At 69.4% G+C, this 19801-nt stretch carries 21 protein-coding genes and 1 pseudogene; 11 read left to right on the forward strand and 11 right to left on the reverse strand.

Annotated elements, in window-relative coordinates:
• Positions 1-149: 149 nt before the first annotated feature.
• From B7R22_RS16560 to B7R22_RS19975, 5 genes are all read right to left on the reverse strand, one after another.
• Positions 150-1010, reverse strand: coding sequence for a phytanoyl-CoA dioxygenase family protein (locus B7R22_RS16560; protein ID WP_116412789.1), 861 nt, complete (start codon positions 1008-1010; stop codon positions 150-152).
• A 224-nt stretch (positions 1011-1234) separates the two neighbouring features.
• Positions 1235-1558: a CHY zinc finger protein gene (locus B7R22_RS16565; protein ID WP_116412790.1), complete on the reverse strand. Its 324-nt coding sequence runs from the start codon at positions 1556-1558 to the stop codon at positions 1235-1237.
• Positions 1555-2151 (reverse strand): energy-coupling factor transporter transmembrane component T family protein, encoded by a 597-nt coding sequence (locus B7R22_RS16570; RefSeq protein WP_116412791.1) that lies wholly within the window; start codon positions 2149-2151, stop codon positions 1555-1557. Before B7R22_RS16570 ends, B7R22_RS16565 begins: the two co-directional genes overlap by 4 nt.
• A gap of 52 nt (positions 2152-2203) precedes the next feature.
• Positions 2204-2893, reverse strand: coding sequence for an energy-coupling factor ABC transporter ATP-binding protein (locus tag B7R22_RS19970; protein WP_253259140.1), 690 nt, complete (start codon positions 2891-2893; stop codon positions 2204-2206).
• Entirely contained in the window at positions 2890-3504 is a 615-nt protein-coding gene (locus B7R22_RS19975) for a biotin transporter BioY (RefSeq protein ID WP_253259141.1), read from the reverse strand. Before B7R22_RS19975 ends, B7R22_RS19970 begins: the two co-directional genes overlap by 4 nt.
• A 53-nt stretch (positions 3505-3557) precedes the next feature.
• Here B7R22_RS19975 and B7R22_RS16580 point away from each other — a divergent pair, with 53 nt between their 5' ends.
• Positions 3558-4253, forward strand: a complete 696-nt coding sequence (locus B7R22_RS16580; protein ID WP_116412793.1) for a TetR family transcriptional regulator — start codon at positions 3558-3560, stop codon at positions 4251-4253.
• On the opposite strand, the gene B7R22_RS16585 is transcribed toward B7R22_RS16580, so the two are convergent.
• Complete coding sequence (locus B7R22_RS16585; RefSeq protein ID WP_116412794.1) at positions 4250-5059, reverse strand: IclR family transcriptional regulator; 810 nt, start codon at positions 5057-5059, stop codon at positions 4250-4252. The genes B7R22_RS16580 and B7R22_RS16585 overlap by 4 nt on opposite strands.
• 177 nt (positions 5060-5236) lie before the next feature.
• Here B7R22_RS16585 and B7R22_RS16590 point away from each other — a divergent pair, with 177 nt between their 5' ends.
• The 4 genes and pseudogenes from B7R22_RS16590 (at position 5237) to B7R22_RS16605 (ending at position 8688) form a co-directional block, all read left to right on the forward strand.
• Positions 5237-5965: a CoA transferase subunit A gene (locus B7R22_RS16590; protein WP_116412795.1), complete on the forward strand. Its 729-nt coding sequence runs from the start codon at positions 5237-5239 to the stop codon at positions 5963-5965.
• 31 nt (positions 5966-5996) lie between these two features.
• Positions 5997-6650 (forward strand): annotated as a pseudogene (locus tag B7R22_RS16595) (CoA transferase subunit B); the annotation flags it as partial.
• Positions 6651-6763: 113 nt separating this feature from the next.
• On the forward strand, positions 6764-7936 hold the full coding sequence (locus B7R22_RS16600; protein ID WP_116412797.1) for an acetyl-CoA C-acyltransferase: 1173 nt from the start codon (positions 6764-6766) through the stop codon (positions 7934-7936).
• A gap of 215 nt (positions 7937-8151) precedes the next feature.
• Positions 8152-8688, forward strand: a complete 537-nt coding sequence (locus tag B7R22_RS16605) for a MarR family winged helix-turn-helix transcriptional regulator (protein WP_116412798.1) — start codon at positions 8152-8154, stop codon at positions 8686-8688.
• A gap of 119 nt (positions 8689-8807) precedes the next feature.
• On the opposite strand, the gene B7R22_RS16610 is transcribed toward B7R22_RS16605, so the two are convergent.
• Genes B7R22_RS16610 through B7R22_RS16625 form a run of 4 tightly spaced genes read right to left on the reverse strand, consistent with a single transcriptional unit; the run spans position 8808 to position 12857 of the window.
• Complete coding sequence (locus B7R22_RS16610) at positions 8808-9584, reverse strand: enoyl-CoA hydratase (RefSeq protein ID WP_116412799.1); 777 nt, start codon at positions 9582-9584, stop codon at positions 8808-8810.
• Complete coding sequence (gene mmsB, locus B7R22_RS16615) at positions 9581-10495, reverse strand: 3-hydroxyisobutyrate dehydrogenase (protein WP_116412800.1); 915 nt, start codon at positions 10493-10495, stop codon at positions 9581-9583. The genes B7R22_RS16610 and mmsB overlap by 4 nt, the downstream gene beginning before the upstream one ends.
• A 38-nt stretch (positions 10496-10533) precedes the next feature.
• Positions 10534-11679, reverse strand: coding sequence for an enoyl-CoA hydratase/isomerase family protein (locus B7R22_RS16620; protein ID WP_116412801.1), 1146 nt, complete (start codon positions 11677-11679; stop codon positions 10534-10536).
• The gene (locus B7R22_RS16625) at positions 11676-12857 is read right to left on the reverse strand and encodes an acyl-CoA dehydrogenase family protein (protein ID WP_253259142.1); all 1182 of its coding nucleotides are present in this window, start codon (positions 12855-12857) and stop codon (positions 11676-11678) included. The genes B7R22_RS16620 and B7R22_RS16625 overlap by 4 nt, the downstream gene beginning before the upstream one ends.
• A gap of 197 nt (positions 12858-13054) precedes the next feature.
• Between B7R22_RS16625 and B7R22_RS16630 the strand changes: the two genes are divergently transcribed.
• From B7R22_RS16630 to B7R22_RS16645, 4 genes are all read left to right on the forward strand, one after another.
• On the forward strand, positions 13055-13831 hold the full coding sequence (locus tag B7R22_RS16630; protein ID WP_116412802.1) for an electron transfer flavoprotein subunit beta/FixA family protein: 777 nt from the start codon (positions 13055-13057) through the stop codon (positions 13829-13831).
• Positions 13832-13879: 48 nt separating this feature from the next.
• Complete coding sequence (locus B7R22_RS16635; protein ID WP_116412823.1) at positions 13880-14866, forward strand: electron transfer flavoprotein subunit alpha/FixB family protein; 987 nt, start codon at positions 13880-13882, stop codon at positions 14864-14866.
• 53 nt (positions 14867-14919) lie between these two features.
• Complete coding sequence (locus B7R22_RS16640; protein WP_253259143.1) at positions 14920-16410, forward strand: cytochrome b/b6 domain-containing protein; 1491 nt, start codon at positions 14920-14922, stop codon at positions 16408-16410.
• A 74-nt stretch (positions 16411-16484) separates the two neighbouring features.
• Positions 16485-17237, forward strand: a complete 753-nt coding sequence (locus tag B7R22_RS16645; RefSeq protein WP_116412803.1) for an SDR family NAD(P)-dependent oxidoreductase — start codon at positions 16485-16487, stop codon at positions 17235-17237.
• Between the two features lie 77 nt (positions 17238-17314).
• On the opposite strand, the gene B7R22_RS16650 is transcribed toward B7R22_RS16645, so the two are convergent.
• Complete coding sequence (locus tag B7R22_RS16650; RefSeq protein ID WP_116412804.1) at positions 17315-17632, reverse strand: ArsR/SmtB family transcription factor; 318 nt, start codon at positions 17630-17632, stop codon at positions 17315-17317.
• A 379-nt stretch (positions 17633-18011) separates the two neighbouring features.
• On the opposite strand from B7R22_RS16650, the gene B7R22_RS16655 reads away from it, so the two are divergent.
• The gene (locus tag B7R22_RS16655; protein ID WP_116412805.1) at positions 18012-19100 is read left to right on the forward strand and encodes an alkene reductase; all 1089 of its coding nucleotides are present in this window, start codon (positions 18012-18014) and stop codon (positions 19098-19100) included.
• A 115-nt stretch (positions 19101-19215) separates the two neighbouring features.
• Entirely contained in the window at positions 19216-19692 is a 477-nt protein-coding gene (locus tag B7R22_RS16660) for an AI-2E family transporter (RefSeq protein WP_116412806.1), read from the forward strand.
• Positions 19693-19801 lie beyond the last annotated feature (109 nt).

The raw sequence follows: 19801 nt of genomic DNA on the forward strand, positions 1-19801 counted from the left end.
GAGTTTCAGTCGTCTCGACGCGCACATACCGACAGAAAGCCTTGAGTCGATCGACGGGGCAGCTCGATGAGGCAGCCCGGGTGTTCCTGACGCCCGACCAGGCGGCGGCTCCGCCCCGGCTGGCCTGACCCGAGAAGGGCGGGTTCGCCCTAAGCCTCGCCCATCATCAGGCCCTCGATCGAGTGCTTCTGGGTGATCGGCGTCAGCACCTCGACGACCGGGCAGACGAGATGGTCGCGCACCCGCTGGGGCAGGCTGTCGTAGAATCCTCGCGTCACCGCCATGTCGTGGTGCTCGGCGTTGCCGGCGCCCGGGGCGTCCACACCGAGCACGAGCACGGGCCGCGACTTCTCAGAGTGGTTCTCCGTACCCCGATGGATGGTCAGCGCGGAACGCGCCGACAGATCCCCACGCTTCGGGAACTTGCGGACGGCCAGGCCCTCATACCGCGAGTAGGCATCCTTCGGCGGGAACATCTCGTGCTCGAAACCGTCGGGAAGGTCGAACTGCGTGGTCTGGGCGATCTCGAACGGCCCCATGTCCTCGTCTGTGTCGACGGCCGTCGCGTTGAACGCGAGCGAGGTCAGCCGACCGGTGTCGCGCGTCTCGTCCGGCAGGGGGAAGTCCCGGTGCCAGGGCTGTTTCTTCGCCCCCGGCCCGGGCACGTCGAATCCGAGTTCGATGATCTGGTAATCGGGCCCGAGCGTCGCCTCGCACACCGAACGCACCCACGGGTGGTCGACGAGTTCGAGCCAGCCTCGCATCTGCTCCGGATGCATCTCGACGTAGTAGCGTTTCGGGCCGCGCCCGACGGCGCCGTTCGGGCGGCTCTGCGCCTCGGCCAGCGCCACCTCGATGTCTTCGCGCAGTTCGTCGGCCCATTCCGCGGAGAACGCGGCTTTCCTGGCCGTCACTCCCTCCGTGTACAGAGCCGTGACCGCAGCGGCCGTCTCAGCATCAACGCCTGCCGGAAGCGGGATCGGCCTCTGCGCAGGGGAATGGATGGTCATCTGAACTCCTTCAACGTCGTCGTCGAGCGCCCATGTGACGCCTTCCAGTGTCTCAATAACCTGTCCAGAAGTCCATGCGTCTGGGCGGTGGACTGATTTTTTCGACGAGAAGGGGTGGCTCTGGCCGCGAGGCCGACTACGAGCGCGAGCACGCCGTCATCCCAATACCCCTCGGCGAAGTCCGGACCCTGCCGCCCGCCCCCTGACCCGCCCGGGCCCGCGAGCTACCGAGGGGCGAAGTAGAGGTAGGCGTGCAGGCGGCAGCCGGGGTTGAAGGCGGCGGCGCAATGGGGGCAGGCGTCGACGCCCAGGTAGTCGGCGATGCTCAGCTCGGCCAGGCACACTCCGCAGAGCACTGCGAGCGCATCCTGCCGCGCGACCGGCCAGACGCGCGCTTCGTGCCCGGCGCTCTCCGCGTGGCAGAGATGGCAGGGGTAGTAGTCGCCGCAACAGGCGAACCGGATCGCGATCACGTCGAGCTCTGAGTGGTAGTGGATGCAGCGGGTCTGGGCGTCGACGGTCGCCCCCAGCACGCGCGGGCCCGTCACACCACACCCCGTGCCGTGAGGGCATCGCCGAGGTCGTCGGCGTGCTTCAGCGACACCACAAGGAACGGGATGACGAAGGACCGCACCCCCAGCCGCGCACCCCGGGCACGCTGGGCCTCGCGCACGCCCACAGCGAGCCGCGCGAGCACGGGCACCGTGGTGATCGCCACGGCGAGCACGAGCGCCACCCGCTCCGGGTCGAGTCCGAACCGGCTGAAGACGCCGAGGCCCCGCTCGAACGCATCGAGCAGGTCGCCGACGCGCGTGGTCAGCACGAGCAGGGCGGCGACGACGATCGCCGCGACGACACGGGTCGTGTTCGCGACGGCCGACTCCATCGGCAGGAAGATCACCTGGAAGCCGAACGTCACCACGACGATCCAGCGCAGGGAGACGATCTGGCGTCCGAGCTCGACCATCCCGATGCGCGACACGAGATAGCAGACGACGGCCCCCGCTGCCCCGATTGCTGCCGACAACCAGGTCGACGGCAGGATCGACACCGCCAGCACGATGAGGAGCAGCCCGAACACCTTCGGACCGGCGGGAGCACGGTGCAGCCAGCCGGTGCCCGGACGGTAGAGCGTCAGCACAGCGCCACCGCGCGCGGCCAGAGATCGCCCCAGCGGCCATCACGAGCGAGCGTCAGCACGAGAGGCTCGCCTCGTATTGCGACACGATGTCGGCCGGGTCGCCGCAGCCGATCATCCGCCCGCCCTCGAAGAGCACCGCCACGTCGCAGCGGAGCGGGAGCGCGAGATCATGGGTCACAAGAACGAGCTGTCGGTCGTTCGGGGCGAGCAAGTGGTCGGCGATCTGGCGGCTGTTGCGGGCATCCAGATACGCCGTCGGCTCGTCGGCGATCATGAGCTGGGGCCGACGAATGACCGCTCCCGCGAGCGCGAGCAACTGCTTCTGGCCACCCGACAGGTCGTGGGCGGCGCGATCCGCGAGGTCGGTGAGGCCGAATTCGCGGAGGGTCTGGCGCACGCGCTCGGCGGACTCCGCGCGGGGCAGCTTCTCGCTCCGCAGTGAGAACGCGGCGTCTTCGGCGACGGTCGGCATGATGATCTGGGCGTCGGGGTTGCTGAAGACGAAGCCGACCAGCCTGCGGAGCGCCGCCGCCTGGCGCTGGGGATCGACCCCGAGCACCGACACCGTTCCGCGGGACGGCGCGACCAGGCCGCCGAGAACGCGGGCGAAGGTGGATTTGCCCGATCCGTTCGCGCCGATCACCGCCACGCGCTGGGCGTCGAGGCTCAGCGACACCGAATCGAGCGCGAGCTGGTCACCCAGCTGCACCGAGACGTCGCTGAAGGTGATGGATCCCGTCACGCACGATCCCTCGGCCGCATCCGGAACGCCCGCGGGTACGCCCGCACCAGGGTCATCGTGACGACCACGGTGATGGCGGCTTTGATGAGGTCGAACGGAAGGAAGACGGTGGCCTGCAGCGCGGTCGGGCCGATCGGGAGGCGCAGCACCAGTGCCGTGACCGGGATGCCGATGGCGTACACCACGAGGATCCCCCCGACCAGCACACCGACGATGGTACGCGGCCAGGTCAGTGTGCGGCCGCCCGCGTGCACGATGGCGCCGATCACGAAGGTGCCGACGATCCAGCCGAACAGATAGCCGGCCGTCGGGCCGACGAACACCGAGAGACCGCCGTGTCCGCCGGCGAGCAGCGGCAGGCCGAGTGCGACGAGCACCAGGAGCACGACCATCGAAAGCGCCCCGCGCCACGCGCCGAGTACGGCTCCCGCGAGCATCACACCGAGGGTCTGCGCCGTGATCGGCACCGAGCCGAAGACGGGGAACGCGCCGGGCAGCCCGAGCACGGCGGTGATCGCGGCAAACACGGCGATGCGGGCGATGTCCGTGGCGTCGATGTGCCACCGGCTTACCGGCTTCACCGGGGTGGGCTGGACGGTCTGATCGGTCATGTCTGGTCTCCTGAACACTGTTCACCTGAACGGTGTTCACTATAGTGGGATTCATGACCTCGCCGCGTGGATCCGCTCAGGGGCACCCCCCGCGCCCTGCCCGGCACACCCGCGACGACGTGGCCGAGACGGCCCTCCGCATCCTCGACGAGCACGGCCTGCCCGAACTCACCATGCGACGCCTCGCCGCCGCCCTCGACGTGCAACCGAGTGCCCTGTACTGGCATTTCCCGAACAAGCAGACCTTGCTTGCCGAACTCTCCGACCGCATCGCGTCGCGCGGGCGGGCGCTGCCCGCTGCTGGCTCTGGCCCCGGCGCTGCTGCCGGCGACTGGATGATCGTCACCGCCGCAGAAGCGCAGAGCCTCCGCGACGCGCTGCTCGCCTACCGCGACGGGGCCGAGGTCGTCTCCAGCAGCTTCGCCCTCGGGCTCGGCGCCTCGGTTCCGCTCACCCGGCTGAGGGCGGCGATCGGTCGCGGAAAGTTCGACGACGAGACCGCGAGCCGGGCATCCGCAGCTCTGCTGCACTTCATCCTCGGCCACGTCTCGCACGAGCAGCAGCGCCTGCAGTACGACAGCCTGGGCGTGGCGGCCGGCCTGCAGACCGACGAGGGCACCTCGGCGTTCGACTTCGGCGTGCTGCTCTTCATTCAGGGCCTGGCCCAGCACGCACCATCCCGCCCCGGCACCAGCACCCACAGCCACACCATCGGGGAGTCGATTTCCGCCCCAACAGGCCGGTTCTAGGTCGGATTTCGACTCCTCGAGGGGGCCGGCACGCCGGGAGAAGCAGACGCAAGGCGCTGGCCGACCCCGTGCGCGTGGTCGAGCAGCAGCTGGCCGAGCTCGGCCTGCCGTCCGACACGGAACCGCGACTCGATCCCGGTCAGCGAGAGCGCCCACGCGGGCCGGCCGGTCGCATCGAAGACGGTAGCCCCCATGCCCCAGCTGCCCTCGAGGATGAGCCCGGGGTTCACCGCGTAACCCCGCTCGCGGGTCTCTCCGATGCGCTGCCGCAGGAGGTGTTCGGCGTGCTGCGCTCCCCAGCGCTCGGTCAGGTCGACCCTGGCGAGGTACGCGTCGACCTCCCCCTCACTGAGGAACGAGAGGATCGCCAGCCCCGCGGATGCCACGCCCAGCGGGAACCGAACCCCTTCGGAAAGCACGAACGACCGCACGGGGAAGCTGCCCTCCTCGCGCAGCAGGCAGACGGTCTCGTTTCCTCGCCGGGTGGAGAAGAAGGCGCTCTCCCCCGTCTCCTTCGCCAGACTGCGAACGCTGTCCCTGGCGGCATCCGTGATGTCGTACCGGTCGGCAGCGAGCGAGCCGAGCAGGTAGAGCTCCGGCCCGAGGAACCACCGGCCGCGGGCGGTGTCATGGTCGACGAAACCCTCCGCGGCGAGGGAGGCGAGGAGCCGGTAGGTGGTCGGCCGCGTGAACCCGGTGGCGTGAGCGGCGGCGGCGGCCGTGAGGCCGTCCGGATGCTCGGACACGACTTTCAGGATGCGGCTCACGCGCGAGACGAGCTGGGCCCCGCGCACCGGTTCAGCCATAGATCGCCGAAAGATTGTCCATATTGTGAGCATACTCTCGCCTCGTGGTCAGAGTGCGATTGGCATGCTTTCCGAGAAGACCGCGACCTTTGACAGCGCTCGAGCCTCCCCCTAACGTCGATGGTGAGACCGTGTCGACGACCACCACGTGGACATGTCCGGGCCCGAAGGAGTGTCATGTCCACACTGTTCAACACCGCCGCAGAGGCTGTAGCCGATGCCGTGAACGACGGGGCGACGGTCGCCGTCGGCGGCTTCGGCCTCTCCGGCAACCCCTCCGACCTGATCGAGGCACTCCGCGACAGCGGCGCCAGGAACCTCACGATCGTCTCGAACAACATGGGCGTCGACGGCCAGGGCCTCGGCATCCTGCTCGAGAACCGCCAGGTCAGCAGGGTGATCGCCTCCTACGTGGGGGAGAACAAGCTGTTCGCCCAGCAGTACCTGAGCGGTGAACTCGAGGTGGAGTTCGCTCCCCAGGGCACCCTCGCCGAACGCCTCCGCGCGGGCGGGGCGGGCATCGCCGGCTTCTACACGAAGACCGGCGTCGGAACCCCCGTCGCCGACGGCAAGCCGCTCGCCGAGTTCGACGGCGAGACCTACGTTCTCGAGCGGGGCATCGTGGCCGACCTGTCCCTCGTCCACGCCTGGCGCGCCGACGCCGCAGGCAACCTGATCTACCGCAACACCGCCCGCAACTTCAACCCGCTCGTGGCGACGGCGGGCCGGATCACGATCGCCGAGGCCGAGCAGATCGTCGACGGATACCTCGACCCGAACGGTATCGTCACCCCCGGCATCTACGTGCAACGCCTTGTTGCGACGATGCCGCGCGAGAAGGTCATCGAACAGCGCACAACCCGCCCGCGCGCCGCTGCCGACGCAGTCGCTACCGCGGCCGCCTGAGACCGGCCCCGGCGAAACGAAGGAGAACACCATGCCCTGGACCCGCGACGAGATGGCCGCCATCGCAGCCTCAGAACTCCACGACGGAGAGTACGTGAACCTCGGGATCGGCATCCCGACCCTTGTCGCCAACCATCTGCCCGACGGGGTGCACGTCACCCTGCAGAGCGAGAACGGCCTGCTCGGCATGGGCCCGTTCCCCTTCGAGGGAGAGGAGGACGCCGACCTCATCAACGCGGGCAAGCAGACCGTGACCCTGCTGCCCGGCGGCAGCTACTTCGATTCGGCCACCAGCTTCGGAATGATCCGGGGCGGCCATGTCGCGATCGCGATCCTCGGCGCCCTGCAGGTCGCGGGCAACGGTGACCTCGCCAACTGGACCATCCCCGGCAGACTCGTGAAGGGCATGGGCGGCGCGATGGACCTGGTCGCCGGCACCCCCCGCGTGGTCGTGGTCACCGATCACGTCTCGAAAGACGGCACCACGAAGATCGTGGCCGAGTGCGACCTGCCGCTCACCGGCGCCGGGGTGGTCGACCGGATCATCAGCGATCTCGCGGTCTTCGACATCGAGAACAGGGCGCTGGTGCTGCGCGCGACCGCTCCCGGCGTGAGCGTCGACGATGTGCGCGCGAAGACCGGCGCGACGTTCACCGTCGCGCTCGATTCATCCGTCGCCGCGGCGACCGCCACTGGCGCAGCAACCACCCACACCACCGTCAGAGGCGCACCCGCCCGCGGCGCAACCACTTCCACCGCAACCACACCCCAAGCACCCCGCACCGAAGGAATCCCCGCATGAGCACCGTCATCGTGGGCTACGCCCGCACCCCGTTCGTGAAGTTCAACGGCCGCTTCGCCACCGTTCCGGCCACCGAGCTCGGAGCAGCCGCCATCCGCGCCGCCCTCAGCCGCGCCGGTCTCACCGGGGACGACGTCGACATCGTCTACGCCGGCCAGGTGCTCCAGGGTGCTTCCGGCCAGAACCCCGGCCGGCAGTCGGCGGTCGGCGCGGGCATCCCGTTCTCCGTGCCCGCCATCACCCTGAATGCCGTGTGCCTCTCCGGCACCGAGGCCATCGTGTCGGGCGTGCGACTGATCGATGCGGGCGAGGCCGACATCGTCGTGGCCGTCGGCCAGGAGTCGATGACCCTGGCCCCGCATGCGTGGTCGGGATCCCGTGCCGGGCAGCGCTACGGGGCGATCGAGCTCATCGACACGATGGATCACGACGGCCTCACCGATGCGTTCGAACACCGCTCGATGGGCGCCTCGACCGAGGAACGGAACGCCGGGCTCACCCTGAGCCGCGCCGACCAGGACGAGTGGGCCGCCTCCTCGCACCAGCGACTGGCCGCGTCGAGCGAGTTCCTGGCCGGCGAGATCGAGCCGTTCAGCGTGCCAGGGCGGAAGGGCCCTACCGTCGTCTCAGCCGACGACGGCCTGCGCGCCGACACCACAACCGAGTCGCTCGGCGGGCTCCGCCCCGCGTTCAGCCCCGACGGCACCATCACGGCCGGCAATTCGTCGCAGATCACGGATGGTGCGGCCGCCGTCGTGCTGATGAGCGAAGAGGCGGCGGCGGCCCGGGGCATCCACGCCATCGCCCGGGTGCTCGCGCACGCCTTCGTCGCGGGTCCGGATGTCTCGCTGCACGCCCAGCCGGCGAACGCCATCCTGGCGGCCCTCGCCAAGACCACCCACAGCGTCTCCGACCTGAGGGCGATCGAGATCAACGAGGCGTTCGCCGCGGTCGCGGTGCACTCGACGCGCCAGCTCGGGGTGGATCCGGCCATCGTCAACGCCCACGGCGGTGCCATCGCGCTCGGACACCCGATCGGTGCATCCGGTGCCCGCATCGTCGGCCATCTCGCGCGCCGCCTCGAGGCCGAGGGGCCCGGCTCGCTCGGCGCCACCGGTATCTGCGGCGGCGGCGGGCAGGGTTCCGCGGTCATCCTCCAGTCCCTCTGACCCGCCTGCTCCCCCCTCTTCCTCGGCCCCCCTCTCTCGGCCCCGCCCCTCCCTCGGCCCCCGCCCGCGGCCCCGAAGGGTCCCAAATCGTCCCACCCCCCCAGCCCGTGGCGCGATATGCGTCCCTCCGGCGGCTCAGGAGCGGGGGCGATACGAGGGGCGCCGAAGTGGGGGGCGGTAGGATTTGGGGACACCGCCGCCGAAGGGAAGACTGCGTGCCCGTCCCGTCACCTCTGCCGATCGACCCGATCGCAGAAGCGAAGCGCCAGTGGCTCGACCACGGCTGGTCGGATGCTGCGGGGGGCATGGCCGCGGTCACCTCGATCATGCGCGCACAGCAGTTGGTGCTCGCGCGGGTCGAGGGCGCGCTGAAACCGTTCGGGCTCTCGTTCGCCCGATTCGAACTGCTGCGGCTGCTCGCCTTCTCGCGCGGGGGCACGCTGCCGATGTCGAGCGCGACGGCACGACTGCAGGTGCATCCGACGAGCGTCTCGAACACCGTCGACCGGCTGCAGCGCGATCAGCTCGTCGAGCGTTCGGCCCACCCGACCGACGGACGCGCGACACTGCTGCAGCTCACGCCGGCCGGCCGGGACCTCGCCGACCGCGCCACGGAGGCGCTCAACGCGAGCGTGTTCTCGCAGCCGGGTTTTCCCGACGAGGAGCTGTCGAGCCTGGTGGGCATCCTCGCCCGCTTCCGGCGCGAATCGGGCGACTTCGGCGACCCACCCACCATCCCCGACCCCCTCTGACCTGCCCCGCACCCCGTGCGCGCCGCCCGCGCACAATCGCGGGGGCAGTTCGGGCCCTGAACCCTGCGGTTCTCGGGCCCGAACTGCCCCCGCGATGAAGGTGGGGCGACGCGGGCGGCTCAGCCGTTGACGAAGACCGGATCCCGCTTCTCGGTGAAGGCCGCCATGCCCTCGCGCTGGTCCGCGAGCGCGAACAGGGCCTGGAAGGCGCGCTTCTCGAAGCGGAGGCCCTCGGCGAGAGTCGACTCGAACGCCACCTGCACCGACTCCTTCGCCGCGTAGGCGACCGGGAGCGACTTCGACGCGATCGTGGTCGCGACCTCCAGAGCCGTGTCGAGCAGCTCGGCCGCGGGAACGATCCGTGCCACGAGGCCCGAGCGCTCCGCCTCTTCCGCGCCCATCGTGCGACCGGTCAGGATGAGGTCCATCGCCTTGGCCTTGCCGATCGCGCGGGTGAGGCGCTGCGTGCCGCCCATACCCGGGATCACACCCAGGTTGATCTCCGGCTGACCGAACGTCGCGGTGTCGGCGGCGATCAGGATGTCGCACATCATCGCCAGCTCACAGCCGCCGCCGAGGGCATAGCCCGCAACCGCGGCGATGATCGGCGTGCGCACCTCGGTGAAGGCGGCCCAGCCCGAGAACAGTCCGTCAAGGTAGACCTCCTGGTAGCTGAGGGTCGCCATCTCCTTGATGTCGGCGCCCGCGGCGAAGGCCCTGTCGGAGCCGGTGAGCACGATCGCGCCGATGCCGCGGTCGGCGTCGAACTCCTCTGCTGCGGCGACAACGTCCCGCATCAGTGCGGCGTTGAGCGCATTGAGCGCCTTCGGCCGGTTCAGCGTGATCAGGCCGACGCGCCCCCGGCGCTCGACGAGGATGTTCTCGTAGTCGGTCATGCTGCCACTCCCTCTTCACTGGTAACGCGGATGTCGTCGATGATGCCAGAGAAGTCGAGGCCGGCACCCGCCCCGTCGGCGAACCGACGGTAGATCGCGGCGGCGAGCAGACCGATCTCGGCGTGGACGCCCGTCGAGGTGATGGCCTGCTCGGCCAGGCCGAGGTCTTTCGCCATCAGCGCTCCGGCGAAACCGGGCCGGTAGTCACGGTTGGCGGGGCTCGAAGGCACGGGGCCGGGCACGGGGCAGTTCGTGGTGAGCGCCCAGCACTGCCCGCTGGCATTGGATGCCACGTCGAACAGCGCCCGGTTCGTGAGCCCGAGCTTCTCGCCGAGCACGAAGGCCTCGCTCACCCCGATCATCGTGATGCCGAGGATCAGGTTGTTGCAGACCTTCGCAGCCTGGCCGAGTCCCGTTCCGCCGCAGTGCACGATGCGCGCGCCCATGATGGCGAGGATCGGCTCGGCCACGGCGAAGTCCTCGTGTGAGCCGCCGACCATGAACGCCAGCGTTCCGGCCTCGGCTCCCACCGTGCCGCCGGAGACCGGCGCATCCATCGCCCGGTGGCCTGCCGCGAGCGCGAGATCGTGCGCCTGGCGGGCGTCGTCCACTGCGATGGTCGACGAGTCGATGAAGAGGGTTCCGGGTGCGGCACTGGCGAGCAGGCCCGGCGCCTCGGTGGTGCCCGCGTAGGCCGAGAGCACGTGGCGCCCGGCCGGCAGCATCGTGATCACGACCTCGGCGCCAGCGACGGCTTCGGCTGCTGACTCCGCGATGATCACACCCGCCCCGCGAGCGGGTTCGGTGGCCGCCTGCACGAGGTCGAAGCCCACGACATCGTGGCCTCCCTGCGCGAGATTGATGGCCATGGGTCCGCCCATGTGCCCGAGCCCGATGAATGCGATGCGCATGTCTCTCCTTGTGGTTCCGGTCAGTTGAGGGGTGCCGGTCAGTTGGGGGGTTCTGATCCGTCGACAGGTTCCGGCCAGGTGGCAGCGGCGAAGTAGGCGTCGATCTGCGCCTGGCTGACCTCGCTCGCCGAGCGGGGCTCCCACTGCGGATTCCGGTCCTTGTCGATGACCTGGGCGCGCACGCCCTCCGCGAAGTCGTGCGACGTGAGGGCGTTCGCCGAGACGCGGAACTCCTGCTCCAGCGCGGATTCGAGGTCGGGCAGCGCGGCCGCCCGGTCGAGCGACTCGAGCGAGACGGCGACCGCGATGGGCGACTTCCTCTCGATGGTCGAAGCGGTGGCGAGGGCCTTCTCGTTCGAGGGATCCGCGCGAAGCCGCGCCAGGATGCCCGGAACGGTGTCTGCCGCATAGGCCGCGTCGATCCAACCGCGGTCGGCCGCGAGTTCCGAGTCGGGTGGCGTCACCGAGAACAGAGCGATCGCGGCATCCGCGTCGGTCGTCTCGAGGGCGACCAGCAAGTCGGGCAACCGTTCGCTCGGCACGTAGCTGTCGGCCAGCCCGACCTCGATCGCGTCGCCCGCCCGCACCGTTCCGGCCGTGAGGGCGAGGTGGGTGCCGAGCCGGCCGGGGGCGCGCGACAGCAGCCAGGTCGCCCCGACGTCCGGGATGAACCCGATACCCGTCTCGGGCAGCCCGAGCTTCGAACGCTCGGTCACAATGCGGTGCGACCCGTGGGCCGAGAGGCCGATGCCGCCGCCCAGCACGATGCCGTCCATGAGGGCCACGTAGGGCTTCGGAAACCGGGCGATGGCTGCGTTCAGGGCGTATTCGTCGGCCCAGAAGGCCAGGGAGGCGCGCCCGTCGCCAGTCGTCGCGTCGTTGTAGAGCGAGACGATGTCGCCTCCCGCGCAGAGCCCGCGCTCACCCCGGCCGACCAGCACGACGGTGGCGACATCCGGAGCCGCCGCCCACTCGTCGAGCTGCCTCCGGATGAGCGTGACCATGCCGTGGGTCAGCGCGTTGATGGCGCGGGGCCGATTGAGGGCGATCTCGCCGAGCTGCCCCCGCAGGGCGAACACGACCTCAGGTTCCGAGACCTCGGGCTCGGCGAGAGTGGACCCGGCGACGGAGGGCCCGGCGACGGAGGGCCCGGCGACGGAGGGCCCGGAATCGGCAGCCGTCATACGGCGCCCGCGATGATCGATCGTCCGACGATGAGGCTCATGATCTCGTTCGTGCCCTCCAGGATCTGGTGCACCCGCAGGTCGCGCACGACCTTCTCGAGGCCGTACTCGGCGAGGTACCCGTATCCACCGTGCAACTGCAGAGCCTCGTTCGCAACAGTGAACGCGACATCGGTTCCGAACTTCTTCGCCATGGCGCAGAGCTCCACCCTGTCGGGCGCCCCCGCATCGAGCGCCCGGGCCGCGCGGCGCAGCAGCCCGCGGGCCGCCTCGAGCTGGATCCGCATGTCGGCCAGCCGGAACACGAGCGCCTGCTGGTCGGAGAGCGGATGTCCGAAGGTCTGGCGTTCCTTCACGTGGGCCACGGCCCTGTCGTACGCCCACTGCGCACCGCCGAGGGAGCACGCCGCGATGTTCAGTCGCCCGCCGTTCAGCCCCTTCATGGCAATGGTGAACCCGCCACCCACTTCGCCGAGCAGGTTGGATCTCGGAACCCGCACGTTGTCGAACCAGACGGCCGCCGTGGGCTGCGCGTTCCAGCCCATCTTCTTCTCATTCGCGCCGAAGGTGAGGCCGGGGGTGTCGGCCGGCACGACGATGGCGCTGATGCCCTTGGGACCGGGGCCCCCCGTGCGTGCCATCACGACGTAGACAGCAGAGGATCCGGCACCCGAGATGAAGAGCTTCTCACCGTTCAGCACGAAGTCGTCGCCGTCGACGACGGCCGTGGTGCGGAGGGCCGCGGCATCCGAACCCGCACCCGCCTCGGTGAGGCAGTAGCTGCCCCGCAGTTCGAGGGCCGAGAGGCCCGGCAGCCACTGCTGGCGGATCGCGTCGCTGCCGTAGGTGTCGATCATCCACGCCACCATGTTGTGGATCGAGATGTAGGCGGCGATCGTGGTGTCGCCCTGCGCGAGCTCCTCGAAGATCAGCACGGCATCGAGCCGACTGAGCGCCGAGCCTCCCACATCTTCACGGACGTACACACCGCCGAGCCCGAGCTCGCCGGCCTGCTGCAGCACGTCGATGGGGAAGTGTTTTGACTGGTCCCACTCCACCGCATGCGGCGCGAGGGCCTCCTGGGCGAAGTGGCGCACGGTATCGATGATGTCGCGCTGGTCGTCGGTCAGGTCATCCGGTGCCGGGGCGTCGGCGAGCAGGGTCATTTCGCGAACCATGGACAATCCCTCTCGTCTCGCCTGCCTCGATGCCTGCGCTCTCCCCGACTCTACAAGGACGTGCACCAATAAACTAGGGCGTGCTGGTAGATCATCGGTACAGGTGACAATATGGGTGGAACACCTTGCTGACGTGACCGTCACCTTGTGGCCGCAACGACGTGTTCGACAGAATCAGAAGCCAAGGAGCTGAACCAGTGAAGATCATCGTTCTCGTCAAGGAAGTGCCCGACACCTACGGCGATCGGACGCTCGATGCAGAGACGGGTCTGGCCGACCGTGCCGCGAGCGAAGCGGTGCTCGACGAGATCGGCGAACGCTCGCTCGAGGTCGCGCTGACCTACCGGGATGCACATCCCGACACCGAGGTCGTCATACTCACCATGGCGCCGGAGTCGGCGTCGACAACCCTCCGCAAGGGGCTCGCCATGGGCGCGACCAGCGTCGTGCACATCGCCGACGAGACCCTCGCCGGTGCCGACCTCGGGCTCACCGCCGAGATCCTCGCCGCCGCGATCACGCAGACCGGCTACGACCTCGTCATCACGGGAAATCTCTCGACCGACGGATCCGGCGGGGTTCTGCCCTCGATGATCGCCGAGCACCTCGGGGTCCCCCTGGCCGGCTCGCTCTCGAGCGTGGAGATCTCCGAGACCGAAATCACCGGCGTGCGGCTCACCGACGCGGGAACCATGGCACTCCGCGCAGCCCTGCCGGCGGTAGTCGCCATCACCGAGAGCCTGCCCGAAGCCCGGTACCCGAACTTCAAGGGCATCATGGCGGCCAAGAAGAAGCCCGTGGTCTCGCTGAGTGCTGCAGACCTGGGGATCGATCCCGCCGACCAGAGCGTCCCCCGGTCGATCATGCTGAGCGTCGGGCGCAAACCGCCACGCACCGCGGGAACGAAGATCGTCGACGAGGGTGATGGTGGGCAGCAGCTCGCGGACTTCCTCCTCCTGAACAAGCTCGTCTGAGAGGGGCGGGAGATGGCCGAGGAGGAGAAGATGACCGAGGAACTGAGAATGACCGACAGAATGCGCGAACCGATCCTCGTGCTGGTCGACACCACACCCGACGGTGAACCGCTGAAGAGTGCGGCCGGGCTGCTGGGAGCCGCCTCGGGAATCGGCACTCCCGTGGCGCTGATCGTCGTGGCACCCGGCACCGGGGCGGCCGCAGCGCGCGCCGCTGCCGAGCTCGGTGCCGCCCGCGTGCTGGTCGTGGAGAGTGCACAGGTACTCACCGAGGTCGCGACACCCACCGTCGCTGCGCTCCAGGCCGCGGTCGAGGCCGTCCGCCCGGGAGCGGTGCTCATCTCCAACTCGATCGAGGGTCGCGAGGTCGCCGGCCGATTCGCGGCCCGCAGCCACTCGGCCATCTGCGTCGACGCCGTCGGCATCTCCCGCGACGATGAGGGCGTGGTCATCCACCACTCCGTCTACGGCGGAACGTACACCGTCGACTCGGCCGCCACCTTCGGCGCCCCCGTCGTGACGATCCGGCAGGGTTCGATCGAGCAGAGGGCAGCGGCGACGGATGCCCGGCCCGAGACCCTCGAGGTCGAGGCCTCGACGACTCCCGTCGCCACCATCGAGACGTTCACACAGACCACCGAGAAGTCGACCCGCCCGGAGCTCCGTGGGGCTACCACGGTGGTCTCGGGCGGCCGCGGGCTCGGTTCGCGGGAGAAGTTCGCGCTCGTCGACGAACTCGCCGACACCCTCGGTGCCGCCGTGGGTGCGTCGCGGGCGGCGGTGGACGCGGGCTACGTGCCGCAGAGCTTCCAGGTGGGCCAGACCGGAGTGTCGGTGGCGCCCCAGCTCTACATCGCGCTCGGCATCTCGGGCGCCATCCAGCACCGGGCGGGCATGCAGACGGCGAAGACCATCGTGGCGATCAACACAGATAGCAACGCCCCGATCTTCGACATCGCCGACTTCGGGGTGGTGGGCGACCTCTTCACGGTGGTCCCCCAGCTGATCGCGGCCCTCGAGAAGAAGAAGCAGTAGTGGCTGGCACTGTGCGGGGGGAAGCCGCGCCACTCCGGCGTGGCCTGCCACGCGTGGCCCGCGGGGAACCGTGGCCGCCGGCCGACGACGATGCGCTGCCGGCGCCCACGATCGACGCGATGACTGGCGCCCCCGCCGCCACGACCGCGGCCACAACAGCGGCGGCGGCAGCAGCAACAGCGGCACCGGTGACAGCGCTGCCGCCGGCGGAGGGTTCTCCGGCGGCAGCACGTCCCGCAGTGGGCACCCCGTCGGGCTCTCACCGTCGCGGCCTCCCCCGGGTTGCCGGGGCCGAACCGTGGCCACCGGCGTCGGCCGGGACGGGCCCGACCGGCCCCGCTGTCGCTGCGTCGGCGGTGGCCGCCGCAGCGGGTTCAGAAGCGGCATCCGCTCCCGCCAAGCCAGCTCCCGTGCCCGAGCGGCCCACGACCCCCGAACGGACTGCCGCACCCGAGCGGGATGCCGCGCGCGAGAGGCCTGCCGCACCCGCGCCGACCCGCGCGCCGAACGCGGCCCGCACCGCTGCCCCGCGTGCGCGGTCCCCCATCATCATCTCGACCAGAGCTGCATCCGCACCCAGCACCAGCCCCGCACCCAGCACCAGCGCGGCAGCACCCACGCCAGCCGGCGCCACCACAGGAATCGCCCGGCTGCGGCACCTGCCGCGACCCACGCAGGTCGTGCTCGGCTCACTCGCCCTGCTCCTCGTGGCCGCGGTCGCCGTGCTGGCTGTGCGCGGCCTCACGACCTACCGCGTCGTTCAGGACTTCCTGCAGACCTACCCGGGCGAGTACCCGCTGCCCGACACCGTCGAATCCGGCTTCCCCGCCTGGATCGGCTGGCAGCACTTCCTGAATGCGTTCTTCATCGTGCTGATCATCCGTTCGGGCTGGCAGGTGCGCACCGAGAAGCGGCCGAGCGCCTTCTGGACAGCGCGCTGGGCGAAGACGAAGCGAAGGATCAGCCTCAACCTCTGGTTCCACCAGGCCCTTGATGTGCTGTGGCTTCTGAACGGTGTGGTGTTCGTCGTGCTGATCTTCGCGACCGGTCACTGGCTGAGGCTGGTGCCCTCCAGCTGGGCGGTCTTTCCGAATGCCGTCTCCGCGCTCATCCACTACCTCACGCTGGAATGGCCGACCGACAACGGCTGGGTCACCTACAACAGCCTGCAACAGCTGATGTACTTCATCGTCGTCTTCGTCGCCGCCCCGCTCGCGGCCCTCACCGGGGTGCGGATGTCGGGAATCTGGCCGAAGCGCACCACGCGCCTGAACGCCGCCTACCCGATCGAGGTGGCCCGGGCCATCCACTTCCCGGTGATGCTGTTCTTCGTCGGCTTCATCATCGTGCATGTCGCCCTGGTCTTCGCCACGGGCGCACTCCGCAACCTGAACCACATGTACGGCTCGAGCGATGAGGTCAACTGGATCGGCTTCGGGATCTTCTTCGCCTCGCTCGTCGTGATGGTGGCGACCTGGATCGCGGCCCGGCCGCTGGTCATCGCACCGATCGCGTCGCTCTTCGGGAAAGTCACAGCACGCTGAGGCTCCGCACACCCAGCTGAGACCTGTACGGCCACACGAGACACCGTCTCGACGAAACACCAAGGAGACAAAACATGGAATTCACCGGCGCACACGCTCTCGTGACAGGCGCGGCCTCCGGGTTGGGTGCGGCAACGGCCCTGGCCCTGGCCGAGAAGGGCATGACCGTCACGGGCGTCGATCTGGCGGCCGCCCTGGAGAAGGCGACGCTGCCCGCGAACGTGCGGTTCGTGGCGGCCGACATCACCGACGAGCATCAGGTGCAGCAGGCGATCGACGGCATCGACGGCCCCTTGCGGGTCGTGGTGAACTGCGCCGGCATCGGGCCGGCCCGCCGCATCCTCTCGAAGTCGGGCGTGCACGACCTCGCCCTGTTCCAGAAGACGATCGACATCAACCTCGTCGGAACGTTCAATGTCATGAGGCTCGCCGCCGCGAAGATGGCCGGCGACGAATCCTACGACGAGTTCGGGGCGCGCGGCGTCGTCGTCAACACGGCATCCGTTGCGGCGTTCGAGGGGCAGATCGGCCAGATCGCCTATGCCGCCTCGAAGGGTGGGGTGGTCGCGATGACGATCGCCGCGGCGAGGGATCTGGCCTCGAGCGGCATCCGCGTCGTCACCATCGCTCCCGGCATCGTCGACACTCCGATGCTCGCGGCGCTCGGCCCAGCGGTGAACGAGTCGCTCGCGAAGTCGGTGCCGTTCCCCGCCCGGCTCGCGCGACCCGCTGAGTTCGCGGACCTCGTGCTGACGATAGCCGACAGCGAATACCTCAACGGAGAGACGATCCGGCTCGACGGCGCCATCCGCATGGCCCCACGCTGACCCGGCTGCGCCGCACCGTCCGCGCTGGCCCGCATGGCCCCGCGCTGACCGGCCGGCCACACGCTGACCCGCGGCGATCAGGCCAGCAGGTAGCGACAGAGCTGATCCATCAGGTCTTCGATATCGTCGGCTGCAGCCCGCCAGTAGGTGATCGGGCCGGATCCGCGCGGGTGAGTGGCTCGCCGGCCCTCCACGAGCCCGCAGCCGATGAGCGCCTGGAGGTGCGCGCGCACCCCGTTCATCGACAGACCGGTCGCCCGGATGAGCTGGGCTGTGGTGGTCTCCGGCCGCGAGAGGAGGATCCGCAGGATCTCGAGACGCGTCTCGGTGATTCCGAGCGCCGCGAGGATGCGCGAGGGGAGCATGCCGGGGAGGGCGATGGTGTCAGCGCTCATTCATTCCAGCCGATCTGCCGTGACGGGTGTCCCTTCACCATATGTCGTGCCCCCATCGTCTTGCCGAAGAAGAGTCGACCAAGATCGCCTCTTCTTGCCGGAATCGCAAACGAGCCGCTGCGCCGCGCGGAGCGGCGGTGCGTCACCATGGGATCTTGGCCAGCCGCCGCGCGCCCGCTGTGAGACGTGAGAAGGTCGCTGTGAACGCCCAGAACGCCCAGAACCCGATGAAACCGAGCGAATCGAGCCTCGCCTTCACCGGCGCCTCCGGCCGCAACCAGCTGAATCCCCTGTTCTGCCGCGACGGGGGGAATGCGTCGACGCCCCGTGCGTTGGGGTTGTGGTGCCGCAGACGGCGGCAACCCCCGAAAGGACCTCCGTGGATCTCTTCTCGCCGCTCAACCTCGGCAGCATCGACCTCGCCAATCGCCTCGTGATGGCACCGCTCACCCGCACCCGCTCCGGTGCGTCCGGCGTACCGAACGACCTGAACGTCGAGCACTACTCGCAGCGCGCGAGCGCCGGCCTGATCATCACGGAGGGCACGTACCCGAGCGCCGAGTCTCGCTCCTACCCCGGCCAGCCCGGTATCGTGACCGACGAGCAGGAGGCCGGCTGGAAGCGCGTGGCCGACGCCGTGCACGAGCGCGGCGGAAAGCTCGTCATGCAGGTGATGAACGGCGGACGCGTGTCGCACACCGACATCACCGGGACGCCCCGCATCATCGCACCGAGCGCTATCGCCATCGAAGGCGACGTGCACGTGCCCGAAGGCAAGAAGCCGTTCCCGGTGCCGCACGAGCTCACGACCGACGAACTGGCCGTCGTCCGCGGCGAGTTCGTCCAAGCCTCCCGCCGCGCCGTGCGCGCCGGCCTCGACGGCGTCGAGCTGCACTCGGCCAACGGCTACCTGCTGCACCAGTTCCTCTCCCCCGCGTCGAACCAGCGCACCGACGAGTTCGGTGGTAGCCCTGAGAACCGGATCCGCTTCGTCGTGTCGGTCGTCGAGGCCGTGGTCGAGGCGATCGGTGCGAGCCGCACCGGCATCCGCATCTCGCCCTCGCACAACATCCAGGACGTGCTCGAGACCGACGCAGACGACGTGCGCGCCACCTACCAGGCGCTGATGGATGCCCTCGCTCCGCTCGGACTCGCGTTCGTGAGCATTCTGCACGCCGACCCGACCGGTGATTTCGTGCAGGAGCTCCGCACGCGGTTCGGTGGCGGCTCCGTCGTGAACAGCGGCTTCAGCCACATGACCACCCGCGAGGAGGCGACCACCCTCATCGAGGGCGACTTCGCCGACGCCGTGGCAGTCGGGCGCGCGATCATCGCGAACCCCGACCTCGTGGAGCGGTGGGAGGGCGACCACCCCGAGAACGAGCTCGACCCGTCGACGCTCTACGGTTCGACGGCCGAGGGGTACACCACCTACCCGACGCTCCACGAGCTGGCCCGGCAGGAGTAGTCCACACCCCTCTCCCCTCCCCCGAGCGTCGGGTTCGGTACTCTGAGCCCATGAGCACGAGCCCGACGCCCCCCACCGTTCGACGAGCACGGCGACTGGCCCCCTGTTCCTCGCGATGGCCCTCGACCCGCTCCTGCAGCGCACGTCGGCTCGTGGCTGGCCCCGCTGGGCCGCCTCCGCGGTGCACGGTGTGATCGTGCTCGGTGCCGTCATCGGACTCGTGTTCGCGATCATCCCCGCCGTCACCGCGCAGGTGTCCGTGATCGGCGGCCAGCTGACGGCGCTCGTTCAGAACCTCCCGGACCAGGCCTGGTTCCAGTGGGTGACCGCGAACGTCGGGCCGAGGATCGACGTCGACGGCATCCTCTCGAGCGTCACCGCCTTCTTCACCGACCCCAGCAAGCTTCTCGGCATCGCCGGTGGCCTCCTGAGCGTCGGCACGGGCATCATCGACGGGGTGACAGGCGTCATCGTCGTCAGTATCCTCACCATCTACTTCGTGCTCACCCTGCCCGCAGTCAAGAAGAAGGGCTACACGCTGGTTGCCCGCTCCAGCCGCGAGCGCGTGACCGAACTAGGGCGTGTCTCCTAAACGTGGTGTCAGTGTTCTGGGATGCTGTGGGGATGTCCCGTTCTGCTGTTTTGAGTGATTCCGATTGGGCTATTTTGGAGCCGTTGTTGCCGTCGTCTGCGGGTCGGCG

The organism is Subtercola boreus (assembly GCF_003399635.1).
Taxonomy (GTDB): Bacteria; Actinomycetota; Actinomycetes; order Actinomycetales; family Microbacteriaceae; genus Subtercola; species Subtercola boreus_B.